The organism is Clostridium sp. FP2 (assembly GCF_011065955.2).
In the GTDB taxonomy this organism is placed as follows: Bacteria; Bacillota; Clostridia; order Clostridiales; family Clostridiaceae; genus Clostridium_AD; species Clostridium_AD tagluense.
Genome location: NZ_JAAMNI020000001.1, coordinates 4,911,672 through 4,928,231 on the forward strand (window position 1 = coordinate 4,911,672; position 16,560 = coordinate 4,928,231).

General features: G+C 33.7%; 12 protein-coding genes, 1 tRNA gene and 1 rRNA gene. All 14 read right to left on the reverse strand.

Annotated elements, in window-relative coordinates; all coding sequences use genetic code 11:
- Positions 1-86: 86 nt before the first annotated feature.
- Positions 87-1,604, reverse strand: a 16S ribosomal RNA gene (locus tag G9F71_RS23200).
- 573 nt (positions 1,605-2,177) lie between these two features.
- Complete coding sequence (gene murD, locus G9F71_RS23205) at positions 2,178-3,554, reverse strand: UDP-N-acetylmuramoyl-L-alanine--D-glutamate ligase (protein ID WP_164949469.1); 1,377 nt, start codon at positions 3,552-3,554, stop codon at positions 2,178-2,180.
- Between the two features lie 230 nt (positions 3,555-3,784).
- Positions 3,785-5,185, reverse strand: coding sequence for a glycine--tRNA ligase (locus tag G9F71_RS23210; protein WP_164949468.1), 1,401 nt, complete (start codon positions 5,183-5,185; stop codon positions 3,785-3,787).
- Between the two features lie 386 nt (positions 5,186-5,571).
- Positions 5,572-5,646: transfer RNA gene (locus G9F71_RS23215), tRNA-Asn, on the reverse strand.
- 160 nt (positions 5,647-5,806) lie between these two features.
- Positions 5,807-7,336 carry a lysine--tRNA ligase gene (lysS, locus tag G9F71_RS23220; RefSeq protein ID WP_124998367.1) on the reverse strand — a complete coding sequence of 510 codons (1,530 nt, stop codon included), beginning with the start codon at positions 7,334-7,336 and terminating at the stop codon, positions 5,807-5,809.
- A gap of 151 nt (positions 7,337-7,487) precedes the next feature.
- Positions 7,488-7,970 carry a transcription elongation factor GreA gene (greA, locus tag G9F71_RS23225; RefSeq protein ID WP_124998369.1) on the reverse strand — a complete coding sequence of 161 codons (483 nt, stop codon included), beginning with the start codon at positions 7,968-7,970 and terminating at the stop codon, positions 7,488-7,490.
- Positions 7,971-8,229: 259 nt separating this feature from the next.
- Positions 8,230-9,048: a hypothetical protein gene (locus tag G9F71_RS23230; RefSeq protein ID WP_164949467.1), complete on the reverse strand. Its 819-nt coding sequence runs from the start codon at positions 9,046-9,048 to the stop codon at positions 8,230-8,232.
- Positions 9,049-9,124: 76 nt separating this feature from the next.
- A complete protein-coding gene (gene dusB, locus G9F71_RS23235) occupies positions 9,125-10,102 on the reverse strand; it encodes a tRNA dihydrouridine synthase DusB (RefSeq protein ID WP_164949466.1) in 978 nt (325 codons plus the stop codon).
- An 8-nt stretch (positions 10,103-10,110) separates the two neighbouring features.
- A complete protein-coding gene (locus G9F71_RS23240) occupies positions 10,111-10,890 on the reverse strand; it encodes a type III pantothenate kinase (RefSeq protein WP_124998376.1) in 780 nt (259 codons plus the stop codon).
- 375 nt (positions 10,891-11,265) lie between these two features.
- Positions 11,266-12,405, reverse strand: coding sequence for a sodium ion-translocating decarboxylase subunit beta (locus tag G9F71_RS23245; RefSeq protein WP_164949465.1), 1,140 nt, complete (start codon positions 12,403-12,405; stop codon positions 11,266-11,268).
- A gap of 21 nt (positions 12,406-12,426) precedes the next feature.
- Positions 12,427-12,792 (reverse strand): biotin/lipoyl-containing protein, encoded by a 366-nt coding sequence (locus G9F71_RS23250; RefSeq protein ID WP_164949464.1) that lies wholly within the window; start codon positions 12,790-12,792, stop codon positions 12,427-12,429.
- Between the two features lie 15 nt (positions 12,793-12,807).
- A complete protein-coding gene (locus tag G9F71_RS23255; RefSeq protein WP_164949463.1) occupies positions 12,808-13,152 on the reverse strand; it encodes an OadG family protein in 345 nt (114 codons plus the stop codon).
- 13 nt (positions 13,153-13,165) lie between these two features.
- A complete protein-coding gene (locus G9F71_RS23260; protein WP_164949462.1) occupies positions 13,166-14,677 on the reverse strand; it encodes an acyl-CoA carboxylase subunit beta in 1,512 nt (503 codons plus the stop codon).
- A gap of 209 nt (positions 14,678-14,886) precedes the next feature.
- The gene (locus G9F71_RS23265) at positions 14,887-16,557 is read right to left on the reverse strand and encodes a formate--tetrahydrofolate ligase (protein WP_164949461.1); all 1,671 of its coding nucleotides are present in this window, start codon (positions 16,555-16,557) and stop codon (positions 14,887-14,889) included.
- Between the last annotated feature and the right edge of the window lie 3 nt (positions 16,558-16,560).

Below are 16,560 nucleotides of genomic sequence, written 5' to 3' on the forward strand. Positions count from 1 at the left end.
GGTTACGAGTAATTACAGTAGACATTTTGAAGAATAATTAAATTCTTCTTGTTGCATTGACCGAAGTCTTTGCATCTACTCCCTAGAAAGGAGGTGATCCAGCCGCAGGTTCTCCTACGGCTACCTTGTTACGACTTCACCCCAATCATCAATCCCACCTTCGGCCGCTGGCTCCTTACGGTTACCTCACGGACTTCGGGTGTTACCAACTCTCATGGTGTGACGGGCGGTGTGTACAAGGCCCGGGAACGTATTCACCGCGACATGCTGATTCGCGATTACTAGCAACTCCGGCTTCATGTAGGCGAGTTGCAGCCTACAATCCGAACTGGGATGAGTTTTTGAGTTTGGCTCCACCTTGCGGTCTTGCATCTCTTTGTACTCACCATTGTAGCACGTGTGTAGCCCTAGACATAAGGGGCATGATGATTTGACGTCATCCCCACCTTCCTCCCGGTTAACCCGGGCAGTCTCACTAGAGTGCTCAACTAAATGGTAGCAACTAATGATAAGGGTTGCGCTCGTTGCGGGACTTAACCCAACATCTCACGACACGAGCTGACGACAACCATGCACCACCTGTCACCCTGTCCCGAAGGACTTCGCCCATCTCTGGGTTATGCAGGGGATGTCAAGTCTAGGTAAGGTTCTTCGCGTTGCTTCGAATTAAACCACATGCTCCGCTGCTTGTGCGGGCCCCCGTCAATTCCTTTGAGTTTTAATCTTGCGATCGTACTCCCCAGGCGGAATACTTATTGTGTTAACTGCGGCACCGAGGTTCGACCCCCGACACCTAGTATTCATCGTTTACGGCGTGGACTACCAGGGTATCTAATCCTGTTTGCTCCCCACGCTTTCATGCCTCAGCGTCAGTTACAGTCCAGTAAGTCGCCTTCGCCACTGGTGTTCTTCCTAATCTCTACGCATTTCACCGCTACACTAGGAATTCCACTTACCTCTCCTGCACTCTAGACACCCAGTTTCAAATGCAGCACCCAAGTTAAGCTCGGGTATTTCACATCTGACTTAAATGTCCGCCTACGCATCCTTTACGCCCAGTAAATCCGGACAACGCTTGCCACCTACGTATTACCGCGGCTGCTGGCACGTAGTTAGCCGTGGCTTCCTCCTCTGGTACCGTCATTATCGTCCCAGAAGACAGAACTTTACAACCCGAAGGCCTTCATCATTCACGCGGCGTTGCTGCGTCAGGGTTTCCCCCATTGCGCAATATTCCCCACTGCTGCCTCCCGTAGGAGTCTGGACCGTGTCTCAGTTCCAATGTGGCCGATCACCCTCTCAGGTCGGCTACGCATCGTTGCCTTGGTGGGCCGTTACCTCACCAACTAGCTAATGCGCCGCGGGTCCATCTCAAAGTGGAATTTTCCGAAGAAAAATCCTTTGATGTTTCAATCATGCGATCAAAACATATTATGCGGTATTAATCTCCCTTTCGGGAGGCTATTCCCCTCTTTGAGGCAGGTTACCCACGTGTTACTCACCCGTCCGCCGCTAATCCACCCCGAAGGGTTTCATCGCTCGACTTGCATGTGTTAGGCACGCCGCCAGCGTTCGTCCTGAGCCAGGATCAAACTCTCAATTTAAAAGTTTACACTTTTTATTTGAAATGAATAATCTGCGCCAACTGTTAAGCTGGTTAGCAAGCTCATTACATACTTTTTAGTCTTACGACTAAAATTACTTTTTTATCTAAAGTAATTAACTGGTCTAACGAAATATTATTTCGCTATTTTACCTATTTCTCTGTTTAATTTTCAAAGACCAACTGTTGTTGTCATCATGTGACGACTTTTACTATTATAATTCTTTTTTCTTTCATTGTCAACTGTTTTAAAAAACTTTGATAATGAATTTTTAATTCATCACTGTGAACTTAAATCTAACTTGAAACCGTATGTTCCAGCGACAATTAATATAATATCATATGTTTAAGGCGCACATTGTTTAAAATTATTGATTATACGAATTTATATTCATATTTATAGTTATTTCTCCAGTATATGACCTTTTACTTATAATGATACGCTAGGAGCATTTGTTGTGCATTTAACCACATTTCAAAAGGAAAGCCTCCCATTTCTATAAATGAGAGGCTAACAATTGAGAATTATCATCTCCCCAATCTCTTATTAAATCATTGCCTATATACTTCCATACTATAATAACATTATTATTTCCTTATATTTATTTCCTCTTACTTCAAAATTTTCAAACATATCGAAACTTGCACAGGCTGGTGACAAAGTCACTATATCATTAGGCCTTGCAATTTCTTTAGCTTTATAAATTGCCTCGTTAAAATCTTCTGCTAATATAATTTCTAAAGAAATTTTCTTTTCTTTTATTATGCAGTCGAAAACTTCCTTTATTTTATATTTAGTATCGCCTACCAATATTAGTGTTTTAATATTTGAGTAGCCTTGTTCTGCTAAAGGTTCAAATGGGATTTGTTTATCATATCCTCCTGCAATTAGTATAACCGGTTTTTCAAATGCTTTAATACTTGCTATAGTCCTTGTTGGACTAGATGCTATCGAATCATTATAATACTTAACTCCATCTACTTCCCTAACAAATTCACCCCTATGAGGCACCCCCATAAATGTAGTAGCTACTTCTCTCATGCTCTCAACTGACACTTCATCTTCCGTTGCACAAAATGCAGTTAACATATTCGCCACATTGTGTATCCCTTTTATCTTTATTTCTGCGCGGCTACATACTTCCTTATTCATAATAAACAATTTATCATTTTCAAAATATGCACCATCTTTTAACTTCTCTTTTAAACTAAAACACTTAACTTTTCCCTTAGCTTCTTTCCTAAGTTCATAAGTCAATGTGTTATCCTTATTAAGTATAAGGATACCCTCCTTATTTTGATACTTAAATATATTCCTCTTTGCATCTATATATTCTTCCATATCCTTATGGATATCCAAATGATTTGGACTTAAATTTGTTACTACTGCTACATCTGTAGAAACAGTCATGGTCATAAGCTGAAAACTTGATAATTCCAATACTACTTTATCATCTTTGCTTATTTGTTGAATATTTGCAAAAAGTGGAGTTCCTATATTCCCTCCAACCCAAGTTTTATATCCTTCTTCTTTTAATATATTATATATTATTGTAGTTGTAGTTGTTTTTCCATCGCTACCAGTAACACCAAAAATTTTCGCAGGACAATATTTTATGAACTCTTCCATTTCCGACGTTATATAAGTTCCTTCCTGTTTTGCTTTTAAAAGAGCAGGATTATCTATTCTTATAGATGGTGTTTTAAAAATAACATCAAACCCTGTTAAGTCATCTAAGTAATGCTCCCCTAAGACTAGTTTTACACCTTTTTTTTCAAAGTCTGTTGCAACTGTCCCAAGTAAACTATAAGTTTTTTTATCGAAAGCTGTAACAACAGCCTGCAACTCCACGAGGAATCCTATTAAAGGAATGTTACTAACTCCTATACCTACAACTCCAACTTTTTTTCCTTTTATAAACTCTTTAAATTCACTGAAATTCTTCTTCATATAACCCTCCATGCAATCTTCGTATATTTAATATTTTATTATTGGTTTCAAAATTTGTTTCTCTTAATTATAACACTTTAACGATTACAGTAGAATGCACTTTTTTTCATAATATAAATATTTTTAGTTAAGTTTATTCTATAAAAAAATAGCCTATAGTATAAATATAGCTTCTTAAAGCTTATTTCATACCACAGACTATCCTCTTAGTTCAAACTAACAATCACAATTTAAAATTGTAATTTTTCTTCTATAAACTTTTCTAAATCATTTATATTTAATCTTATTTGATCCATTGTATCTCTATCTCTAACTGTTACGGTATTGTCTTCTAAAGTATCAAAGTCCACAGTTATACAATATGGAGTTCCTATTTCATCTTCTCTTCTGTATCTCTTTCCTATGCTTCCAGCTTCATCATAGTCTACATTGAATTTTTTGCTTAGCATAGCAAAAACTTCATTAGCTTTCTCTGATAATTTTTTACTTAGTGGTAAAATAGCTGCCTTAAATGGTGCAAGTGCTGGATGTAAATGAAGCACGGTTCTCACATCTCCATCTTTGCCGCCTTTAACTTCTTCTTCATCATATGCATTTACTAAGAATGCAAGTGCAACTCTATCTGCACCTAGAGAAGGTTCTATACAATAAGGTACATATTTTTCATTAGTTATAGGATCTAGATAGCTCAAATCATTCCCTGAATGTTCCATATGTTTTTTTAAGTCATAATCAGTTCTATCAGCAATTCCCCATAGCTCTCCCCATCCAAAAGGAAACAAGAATTCTATATCGCAAGTAGCATTACTATAGAATGATAATTCCTCTTGGCCATGGTCTCTAAGTCTTAAATTTTCCTTATCCATGCCCAAATTATATAAGAAATTAGCACAAAACTCTTTCCAATATGCAAACCATTCTAAATCAGTACCTGGCTTACAGAAAAATTCCAATTCCATTTGTTCAAATTCTCTTATTCTAAAAATAAAGTTTCCTGGTGTTATTTCATTTCTAAAGGCCTTTCCTACTTGACCTATACCAAAGGGAACCTTTTTCCTTGTAGCTCTTTGAACGTTTTTAAAGTTTACAAAAATACCCTGAGCGGTTTCTGGTCTTAAATATATTTCGGATTTACTTTCTTCAGTTGTCCCCATAGAAGTCTTAAACATTAAATTAAATTTTCTAATATCAGTAAAATTTTTCTTTCCACATTTAGGACATACTATTCCCTGTTTTTCTATATATTCTTTTATTTCCTCGTTTGTCCATCCATCCGCAGTAGCTACTTCTGCGCCTTGCTCTGTCATATGGTCTTCTACTAACTTATCTGCTCTAAATCTAGCTTTACAATCTTTGCAATCCATTAGCGGGTCTGAAAAACCTCCAACGTGGCCTGTTGCAATCCAAACTTCTGGATTCATAAGTATAGCGCAATCCACACCCACATTATATGGACTTTCTTGAACAAATTTTTTCCACCAAGCCTTTTTAATGTTGTTTTTAAATTCAACACCTAGAGGACCATAATCCCATGAGTTAGCGAGCCCTCCGTATATATCGGATCCCGGAAATACAAATCCTCTGTTTTTACATAAACCAACGACCTTATCCATGCTTTTTTCAAATGCCATGTTAATGCCTCCTAATTTTTTAATAGTGTAATGATACCTTAAATAATCTTCTAGTATTTTAAGTATAAAAAAAAGACTATACCTTAAGGGACGAAAATCAATTCCGCGGTTCCACCCTTATTGGCACAAGCCCTGCTCTAAGTTCTATACACTCAAAAGTTCCTTTCATAATAACACTTTGATTGTTTACACTAGCCACAATCTCTCTTAAAAAGTACTACTACTACTCTTCTTTATCACAGTGAAATATTTCATTATATTAATATTATACTAAACTTCATGTTATTGTCAATAACAGCATACAATAATCCAATAAATTTATATTATTGTAAAAGAATTTACAATTTTATTATTAAGTTCAAAAAATAAAAAAATTAAAAAAAAAATGGCTCCGCGAAAAGGATTTGAACCTTCAACCTATCGGTTAACAGCCGAGTGCTCCACCGTTGAGCTATCGCGGAATAATATTTTTTTAACAACAATATTATTATAACATAAATAATTAAAAAATCAATAGCTTTGATGTATTTTATTATAATTTAATTTAATTTAGTATATACGAAAAAATTAAAAGGATATTTTAGATTAACTAAAATATCCTTTTAATATAATTTGTTTAAACTACTGCATTGGTTTCATTGTAGGGAATAGGATGACATCTCTTATTGAAGCAGAGTCAGTTAAGAACATTACCATTCTATCGATGCCTATACCTAGCCCTCCTGTTGGAGGCATTCCTGTTTCTAATGCACTCATAAATTCTTCATCTATTAAATAAGCCTCATCATCGCCTAGTTCTCTTTCATTTGCTTGTTGCATAAATCTCTCTCTTTGAACTACTGGATCATTTAATTCTGAGTATGCATTACATACTTCACGTCCAAATACAAAACCTTCAAATCTCTCTGTATACTCTGAATTTCCTCTCTTCTTCTTAGTAAGAGGTGATATTTCTACAGGATAATCACATAAGAATGTTGGCTCCATTAAATGTTCTTCTGCATATTCTTCAAATAGCGCATTTAATATATCTGCTTTTGTACAATCGTCTATCTCTTTTTTGAATTCTAAATGCTTTTCTTTAGCTATTTTTCTAGCTTCTTCATTAGTATTAATTAGCGCAAAATCTACCCCTGAATACTCTTTTACTGCATCTACCATAGTAATTCTTCTCCATGGTGGAGTAAAGTCTATTTCAGTGCCTTGATAATTAACCTTTGTAGTTCCATGAATTTTTTCACAAACATAAGCTATCATATTTTCCGTAATTTCCATCATATCATTATAATCCGCATAAGCCTCATATAGTTCTATCATTGTAAACTCTGGGTTATGTCTTACATCCATTCCTTCATTTCTGAAGTTTTTACCCATATCATATACTTTTTCAAAACCAGCAACAATAAGTCTTTTTAAATATAACTCTGTTGCTATTCTAAGATACATATCAATGTCTAGGGTATTATGATGAGTCATAAATGGTCTCGCTGCTGCGCCTCCTGCTATTGGAGCTAAAATCGGAGTTTCAACTTCTAAAAATCCTTTATTATCTAAGAATTCTCTAATATACCTGATTATTGCTATTCTCTTCATAAAAGTCTCTTTTACTTCTGGATTCATTATTATGTCTACTTCTCTTTGTCTATACCTTAAATCAGGATCCTTTAAACCATGCCATTTTTCTGGAAGTGGTTTTAGAGACTTAGCTATAAGCTGAAAATCCACTATATGTAATGATATTTCACCAGTTTTTGTAACAAACGGAGTACCAGTTATGCTTAAAAAATCGCCTATATCAAAAGTTTTATATTCTTTTAATTTTTCTTCCCCTACATCATCTATTTTTATGTAAAGTTGAATCTTACCATATCTATCATGAACATCAGAAAAACCAGCCTTACCATGAACTCTTTTAGACATAAGTCTACCTGCTACAATAACCTGTGTACCTACTAACTTCTCGTAATTGTCTTTAACTTCTTGTGATGTATGAGTTCTTTCAACTTTGTATACATCAAATGGGTCTTTACCTTGCTCTTGCAGATCAGATAACTTACGTCGTCTTATGGTTACCTGTTCGTTATATTTAGCTTCAAGTTCATGTAAATCCTTTTCTTCATTCTTTACTTCGTTCTTTTCTTCGTTTGACATTGATATCCCTCCTGATTTCTTCTAGCACAGAAAAAACATTAATATTTTAGTCTGCACTATTTCTTATGTATATATATTTCTTTAGGGTACCTATCAACAATAAATTGTTAGGTACCCTTATACAGTATAAAAAATTAAATATTAAAAAAAACTAACCTCGTTTAACTTCTAATACTTCGTATTTTCCGATACCATCAGGAACTGTCACTTCTATAATCGCTCCTGCTTTCTTTCCAACTAATGCACTTCCAACTGGTGATTCATTTGATATCTTATTTTCCATTGGGTCTGCTTCTGCTGAACCCACAATATAAAATTCAACTTCCTCATTAAACACATAATCCTTAACTTTAACTATAGACCCTATGCTTACTACACCTTTTTCAATTTCATTTTCATCTATAACACTTGCATTTCTAAGCATATTTTCTAATTGTATTATTCTACCCTCTACAAATGCTTGGTCGTTTTTAGCTTCCTCATACTCTGCGTTCTCACTCAAATCTCCATAGCCCAAAGCTACTTTTATCTTTTCTGTTATTTCTTTTCTCTTTACGGTTTTAAGAAATTCTAATTCATCTTCTAATTTTCTTATCCCCTCATAAGTCATTACATATTTTTTTGGTTGGCTCATTTCTTTCTCCCCTTTAAAATTTTTATTGAATAATCTAATAGCTATCCATAAAACCGCAATAATGTTTTTCTTAAACACTAGCATATTCGTATAATTTATAAGATATTCTTAACCTACAATTTTTTTGTACAATATTATATATTCAAATTAATGAATTATTGGGGCTAAAATTCATTATTAGAATAACAATCCACATAACCATATTAGCACATTATAAATCAGCCCATTAATATTGTCAATATGTTAGGCGGAAAACACACTAACATATTACATTATTGTTGAATTTTATTTCTTTTAAATATATACCATTATACTTAAGAGCTTTTTCAATATCATCCTCTTGCATTTGGCATAATATCGCTCCTATGAGTTCCATTGAAAATCCAATTTCAAAAGTGTTCCAGGGTACATTATAGCTTACATCATTTACAGAAATATTATTCTTTGCCTGGCTGATACTATTATCTAGAAGCCATACTAATTTACCCGGACTAAATTCATAATCCGCAGACGAAACAATAAAATCTGCTATTTTAATAGCATAGAGCTCATCATTTGTTACAATAGGTGATACACCAAAATTAGCAATAATATAATCTGCTAATTTTCTGGCTTTCACCAAATCCCATGACAAAAATACAATATATTTGCTTCGCTTTGCCAGTTCCACAATAATATTATAGTTTATCGTGTCGCTGGCATCACATACCACAATACAACAATTTTTAAGACTTTTATTTCTCACCCTGAGCATAAGTTGCATACTTTTTATAACCGTAAAAGCAAAAAATCTTTTTTGAAATAGATTAAAATAATTGTAATCAAAGGTTCTTAGTGTTTTTAATGATAATTGTACTCCTTCGCATTTACATATCTTTTTCGCATAATTTAAGTTATTTAAGTATGCACTTTTATTAAAATTAGGTGGAAGCCTTACATTTGTCAATTTAATATCTAGTTCTTTAATGTACTCATTACTTATTAACTTTATCTTTCGTTTATCTTTAATTTTACTTAAAAATCCAAATTCATTATAGGAATTATCAATATCTGAAGTTACACATAAAATTGGCTTCATAAATATGCACCTTGTAAATTAATGTACTATTATCTTATTCAGTATAATTATATAAATTCATATATTAATTTAAAAATTATGAAGTTACCATTTTTAAATACTTTTTATAATCTAAAAGAAGTTGTAATACATCTTCGTATTTAGTTTTAGTGTTAATTTTTTCCTTTATTTCAGTGCAATTATTAAGACCTTTAACATACCAGGCTGTATGTTTTCTCATTTCCCTAACTGCTTTAATCTCTTCATAATATTTTGTCGCTAAATCTAAATGCCTTATGCACATATCTATTTTTTCCACCGCAGTAGGAAATATTACCTCTTCACCATTTATCGCCTGCATAATCTCTCTAAAAATCCATGGATTACCTCTTGCTCCTCTTGCAACCATTATAGCATCACAACTTGTGACTTCCTTTATTCTTATAGCATCCTCTACAGAAAAGACATCACCATTGCCTATTACAGGAACTCTAACACTTGCTTTTACAGCCCTTATAATGTCCCAATCAGCCTTACCTTCATACATTTGCTCCCGAGTCCTACCATGTACTGCAATAGCATCTATTCCAGCATCCTCCATATATTTAGCAAATTCTACAGCATTAACACTATTTGAATCAAATCCTTTTCTAAACTTTACTGTAACAGGCTTTGTAGAAACTTTTTTCATTTCCACTATTATTTCAGCTGCCAGTTTTGGATTTTGCATCAAAGCAGATCCCTCACCATTTTTTACTATCTTAGGCACAGGACAACCCATATTTACATCAACCATACATATATCAGGTCTTGCATTGAATATCTCACAGGCACTAGCCATAATCTTAGGATCATTCCCAAATATCTGAATAGCTACCGGTTTCTCCTTTGGTGAAATCTGCATAAGAGCCTCTGTATTGCTACTACCATAATACAGCCCTTTAGCGCTTACCATTTCAGTATATAGAAGACCACAACCTAATTCTTTGCATAATCCTCTAAAGGCAATATCCGTAATCCCTGCCATAGGAGCTAAAAAAACATCATTTTCGAAGTGGATATTTGATATTTTCATTAAATCACCTATTCCCTATTTTTTTCATAAATCATTCTAAGGCCTTCTAATGTTAAATAAGGATGAAACTCATCAATAGTAGAACAATCTCTGCTTATTAATTTTGAGAGTCCTCCTGTTGACACTACAAACGGCTCTTCTTCTCCCATATCAATCATTTCGCTTTTCATTTTATTAACGATATAATCTATTTGTCCAATATATCCATATATTATACCAGCCTGCATGCTTGAAACAGTATTTTTACATATAACTGTTTCTGGTTTTATAAGTTCCACCCGAGGAAGCCTTGCCGCTCTCTCAAAAAGTGCTTCAGAAGCTATTTTAATACCAGGGCATATAGTTCCCCCTAAATAATTAGCATCTTTACTTATAGCACAAAAAGTTGTGGCTGTTCCAAAATCTATTAAAATTAATGCTCTTTTATAAATTTCATGGGCTGAAACAGCGTTAACAATTCTATCTGCACCTACTTCTTTGGGATTATCATATTTTACATTTATTCCAGTCTTAACTCCTGGCCCTACTACCATAGGTGTCAGTTTGAAATATTTTCTTATCATATGTTCTAATGAATACATAATATTAGGAACAACTGAGGAAATTATTACTCCTTTAATTTGCTCTATTTTTATGTTTCGTTGGTAAAACAATTGCATTACTTGAATTCCATATTCATCAGCAGTTTTTTTTGAATCAGTAGATAGTCTCCACTCTACAAGTAACTCTTTTTCCTTAAAGATTCCTAAAACAGTATTAGTATTTCCAACATCTAAAACTAAAATCACTTTATACACCGCCTATATAATATAAAGCAGCGTGTACACTGCTTTGTATTTTTTCCATTGCTAAAAACAGAAGAATAGTACATAAAATAATACAAAATATTAGTTTTAACTATTCCTAATTTAACAATTTAATTTTAACAACTTGAACATATTTGTCAAGTTAATTTTTTATAAGAAGTTTTTTATGATAATAAGTTTTGTGTAAAATAGATTTTATTTATGTTAGTTTGTTGATATTTTATATTGAATTTCCTGTAATATCTCTTTCTGATCATTTAATAGGGTGTATATATTTTAGAAAATAATTAAACCCTCTATCTGTTATTAGATAAAGAGTTTTATTTTTTACAAATTCACAAAATATGTACCTGCCTATTATTTCCCAAAAATAGTTAGGAGAACACCTGCTGCAACTGCAGTTCCGATTACGCCTGCTACATTAGGACCCATAGCATGCATAAGCAAAAAATTACTTGGATCTGCCTTTTGTCCCTCTACTTGAGAAACCCTAGCTGCCATAGGTACTGCTGAAACCCCTGCTGAGCCTATTAATGGATTAACCTTACCCTTTGTAACCTTGCACATAATCTTTCCTATTATAACTCCTGCTGCAGTACTTATAGCAAAAGCAATGGAACCTATAACAATTATTTTAAAAGTATCCCATTTTAGAAACATCTCTGCTTTTGCTGTTGCTCCAACAGTAATTCCTAAAAATATAGTTACTACATTTATTAATCCGTTTTGAGCAGTATCAGATAATCTACCAACTACCCCTGATTCTCTAAACAAATTTCCTAGCATTAACATTCCAATTAGTGATGCTACAGATGGAAGCATTAGTCCCACTATTAGTGTAACTACTATCGGAAAAATGATTTTTTCAATTTGCTTAACCTGTCTTAATTGACCCATCTTAATTGTTCTTTCTTCTTTTGTAGTTAATAATCTCATTATAGGTGGCTGTATCAAAGGTACTAAAGCCATATATGAATAAGCTGCCACTGCAATTGGTCCTAGAAGGTGTTTTGCCAGTTTACTAGTTAAAAAAATTGCTGTAGGACCATCTGCTCCCCCAATAATACCAATTGACGCCGCTTCCTGTGGTGTAAACCCCATAAATATTGCACAAGTAAATGCAAAGAAAACTCCAAATTGTGCACCTGCTCCCATAAGCACACTAGATGGATTTGCTATCAGTGGTCCGAAATCCGTCATAGCTCCTACCCCTAAAAATATTAAAGGTGGATATATATCCAGTTCTACACCTTTGTATAAGTAATAAAATAATCCTCCTGCTTCATTTCCGTGTGGGCCAGCCATAATATTAGTGATTGGTAAATTTACGAGTAGCATACCAAAGGCTATTGGTAAAAGCAGTAGTGGTTCAAATTTCTTTTTTATAGCAGCATACATAAGTATACATGAAAGCCCTATCATAATAAGATGCTGCATATCCAATTTTACAAAGCCAGAAGAAAGCCACAGGTCCTTTAATACTTGTACGATATCCATTTATATTACCTCTCTCCCTCGTTACTGAATAACTGCCAATATATCCCCTGTATTAACACTTGCTCCACTAGTTACACCTACTTCTAAAATTTTTGCATCGTGTGGTGCCATAATTTCATTTTCCATTTTCATAGCTTCTAGAATAAACAGTACTTGTCCTGTTTTAACATTATCACCAGGCTTCACATTGACTTTAAGCACCGTTCCTGGCATTGGGCATTCTATTTTTTCACCCTGGCTGACTGTTTTTTTAGGCGATGTTTTAGCTTTTTCTAGGGTTTGCTTTGTTACTGCTACAGGTGCTTGGCTACTAGCAAAGTCTCCCACAACCTCTTCAACTTCTACTTCATATGAAATTCCATTAACTTTTATATTATATTTGTTCATTTTTACTCCTCCTAACTATACCCTTAAATTATTTTCAATTGCAGATATTCCCCAGCCTGAATTGTTATCTATTCTCTTAATTGACTTTATTTTTAAATTTGATTGTGGTATATCTAGGTAGGTAGCTAAAGCTGCTGCTATTACTGCCACTACCTCTAAATCATCTTTAGGTTGAACTTCTACTATTTCTTCCGCTTCCTTATAGCTTATATCTACCTTATTATTCACACTTTTTTTTGATGCAAAATTTATTATAAAGCTTTGCAGTTTAATTATATATTGTAGAATAATCAACAAGGCAAAAACTATTGTCATGGCTACAAACGTAGTACTTAATGCATCTAAAACTGAAAATTTCATACATCTATTCCCCCTATATTAAGGTAGTTCCATGTTTTTTAGGGTACCTTATCTCTCTCTTACTATGGAGCATATCTAAACTTGCAAAAATTCTCTGCTTCGTCTCTGAAGGCATAATAATATCATCTATAATCCCCTTTTCTGCTGCACTGTATGGGCTAGTTACTTCTTCTATGTATTTAAGTATCACTTCTTGCTCTTTTAATTTGGGATTTTCAGATTGTATAATTTCATCCTTGTGTAAAATTTTTATTAATGCTTCTGGCTGAGTTACTGATATTTTAGCACTTGGCCAAGCATATGAAATATCAAAAGCTACTTCTTTACTTGCAAGGGCTAAATATCCTGCCCCGTAAGCTTTACCTATAATTAGAGAAACCTTTGGTACCGTTGCTTCTATTAATGCATATATCATCTTTGAAACATGAGTGGATAATCCATTTTGCTCTTCCATTAAACTAACTGAAAATCCATAAGTATCTACAATGCTTAATATAGGAATATTATAGCAATCACATATCTTAACAAATCTACTTATTTTTTCTGAAACTCCAATATTTAAATTCGAAGGTTGTTTTTCTGCATTAGTAATTATGCCAGTAGTTAGTCCATTTATTTTAGTTAAGCAAGTTATAATACTAGTCTCCCAGTTATTATTTAATTCTATTACACTATCTTCGTCAGAAATGGCTCTCATTACTTCATATGAATTAACCATTTCATTATTAGCCATTTCGTTTAAGTTATTATTTAAAACGTTTAAATCGGAGGCTTCTATACCCATGGGTGGCGCTTCCATATTGTTAGAAGGAATATATTCAAGAATTTTTCTTACTATTATAAAAGCTTCTGCATCATTTGCTGCATCAATTTGAATACTTCCATTCTCACTACATTTGCTAGCACTTGAATACATTTTTGAATCTACATATTTTTCTTCTTCTCTAGTAAGTTGTTTATTTGAACTTATCCCTAGCTCAGTCGAATTATGAACCATTATTGTAAAATCGCTCATTGTTGCACTTAGTGCAGCCATTCCGAGACATGGGCCTGCAATTATTGCTATTTGTGGAACAATACCAGAAAGCCTAGCATTTCTCTTTAATATACCTGCATAAGAAGTTAAAATATCTAATCCCTCTGATAATTTAGCCCCTACTGAGTCAAAAACTTGTATTAGAGGAGCCCCCATTTTAATTGCCATATCCATAAGATTACAAATCTTTTTGCTATTTGCAATGTTCACAGCTCCTCCATCCACTGTATAATCTTGACTATATATATATACTAACTTACCATGAACAGTTCCGTGCCCCGTTATTACTCCAGCACCATTATTTCCTACTAAAGCACCATTATTTCCTACTAAAGCACCTATTTCAATAAATGAGCCTTGTTCTAAAATAGATTGTATTCTTTCTCTTGCAGTCATTTTGTGTAAGTTATGTTGCATTTTTATTTTAGAATCTCCGCCGCCTAGCTGAGATTTTTTTACAACTTCAATTAAATTATCTAACTTGTCCATATCCATCCCCCCTTATTTATAAATCATGAAACTCTTGCCCCATAATGATAATATCATAGGTCATGAATTTTGTATATTTATTTTTGCAAGTTATAAATCATTTTTCTGTTTATTGAAAAAAATAAGGTTGCTATAGAATATATTCTATAACAACCTTATTTTCATCTATATTAAATCATCACTTGCATAGCTATTCATCTAAAATGTGCTTAGAATAAACCTGATATAGTGCCATCTTCAGAAATATCCATTTTATCCGCTGCTGGCACCTTAGGAAGACCAGGCATTGTCATTATACTTCCCGTTAAAGCTACAATAAATCCAGCTCCATTAGAAATCTTAACTTCTTTTACATTTATAGTAAAATTCCTTGGTCTTCCTAGTAAGCTTGGATTATCCGATAGTGAATTTTGAGTTTTAGCAACACATATAGGAATTTTATCTAATTCAAGTTTTTCTATTTCAGCAATTTGCTTATTTGCAGAAGAACTATATTCCACCCCAGCTGCCCCATATATTTCTGTGGCAATAATGTTTATTTTTTCTTTTATAGTTAGCTTTTCCTCATATAAAACCTTAAAGTTACTTTTTTCATTTTGCAGAGTATCTAATACTTTATTAACTAACTCCAGGCCACCATCTGCACCTTTTTCCCATACCTCCGTTAAAGCTACTTTAACACCCACATTAGCGCAAAATTCACTTATATAATTAATTTCTTCTTGTGTATCAGTCATAAATTTATTTATTGCTACCACTACAGGAACTCCAAATTTTTTAATGTTTTCTATTTGTTTTTCTAGATTTGTAATTCCTTTTGAGAGAGCTTCTACACTAGGCTCGTTTAGTTTATCTTTTTTTACTCCACCATGATGTTTAAGTGCTCTTATTGTAGCCACAAGAACCACACAATCTGGCTTTAAATTACCATATCTGCATTTTATATCAAAGAATTTTTCAGCACCTAAATCTGCTCCAAATCCCGCTTCTGTTACAACATAATCACCGAGTTTTAAAGCCATTTTAGTAGCGAGTAAGCTATTGCAACCATGAGCTATGTTTGCAAAAGGTCCACCATGAATTATGGCAGGTGTGTTATCAAGAGTCTGAACTAGATTTGGTTTTATAGCATCCTTCATAAGTAGTGCCATTGCACCATTTACTTTTAGGTCTTTGCAATAAATTGGATTACTCCGCATATCATAGGCTATTAAAATTTTACCCATTCTTTCTTTTAGGTCCATAAGGTTTTCAGATAAACATAAAATGGCCATTATTTCTGAAGCAACAGTTATCATAAAGCCATCTTCCCGTACAAACCCATTAGGCTTACCACCAAGTCCAACAACAATATTTCGAAGGGCTCTATCATTCATATCCATAACTCTTTTAAATGTTATTCTTCTACTATCAATTCCCAGCTCATTCCCTTGGTGAATATGATTATCTATAGCCGCTGAGAGTAAATTGTTAGCTGCAGTTATTGCATGCATATCTCCCGTAAAGTGTAAATTTATATCCTCCATTGGTACTACTTGAGCATACCCGCCACCAGCAGCTCCGCCTTTAACTCCAAATACTGGTCCTAGAGAAGGTTCCCTTAAAGCTATCACTGCATTTTTACCTTGTTTACATAATGCTTGTGCAAGCCCTATTGTAACCGTAGATTTTCCTTCTCCTGCAGGGGTAGGATTAATTGCTGTAACTAATATTAGCTTACCATCTTTTTTATTTTCATTTCTTTTTAATACATCTAAAGAAATCTTTGATTTATATTTTCCATATAAATCAATATCATCTTCAGTTAATCCCATTTTTTCTGCCACCTTAAGTATTGGTAGCATCTTAGCACTTTGAGCAATTTCTATATCACTTTTCATATA

Bases quoted from the DNA above. Each gene is read 5' to 3' on its own strand.
- murD (WP_164949469.1), bottom strand. From the start codon at position 3,554: ATGAAGAAGAATTTCAGTGAATTTAAAGAGTTTATAAAAGGAAAAAAA.
- G9F71_RS23210 (WP_164949468.1), bottom strand. From the start codon at position 5,185: ATGGCATTTGAAAAAAGCATGGATAAGGTCGTTGGTTTATGTAAAAAC.
- lysS (WP_124998367.1), bottom strand. From the start codon at position 7,336: ATGTCAAACGAAGAAAAGAACGAAGTAAAGAATGAAGAAAAGGATTTA.
- greA (WP_124998369.1), bottom strand. From the start codon at position 7,970: ATGAGCCAACCAAAAAAATATGTAATGACTTATGAGGGGATAAGAAAA.
- G9F71_RS23230 (WP_164949467.1), bottom strand. From the start codon at position 9,048: ATGAAGCCAATTTTATGTGTAACTTCAGATATTGATAATTCCTATAAT.
- dusB (WP_164949466.1), bottom strand. From the start codon at position 10,102: ATGAAAATATCAAATATCCACTTCGAAAATGATGTTTTTTTAGCTCCT.
- G9F71_RS23245 (WP_164949465.1), bottom strand. From the start codon at position 12,405: ATGGATATCGTACAAGTATTAAAGGACCTGTGGCTTTCTTCTGGCTTT.
- G9F71_RS23250 (WP_164949464.1), bottom strand. From the start codon at position 12,792: ATGAACAAATATAATATAAAAGTTAATGGAATTTCATATGAAGTAGAA.
- G9F71_RS23255 (WP_164949463.1), bottom strand. From the start codon at position 13,152: ATGAAATTTTCAGTTTTAGATGCATTAAGTACTACGTTTGTAGCCATG.
- G9F71_RS23260 (WP_164949462.1), bottom strand. From the start codon at position 14,677: ATGGACAAGTTAGATAATTTAATTGAAGTTGTAAAAAAATCTCAGCTA.
- G9F71_RS23265 (WP_164949461.1), bottom strand. From the start codon at position 16,557: ATGAAAAGTGATATAGAAATTGCTCAAAGTGCTAAGATGCTACCAATA.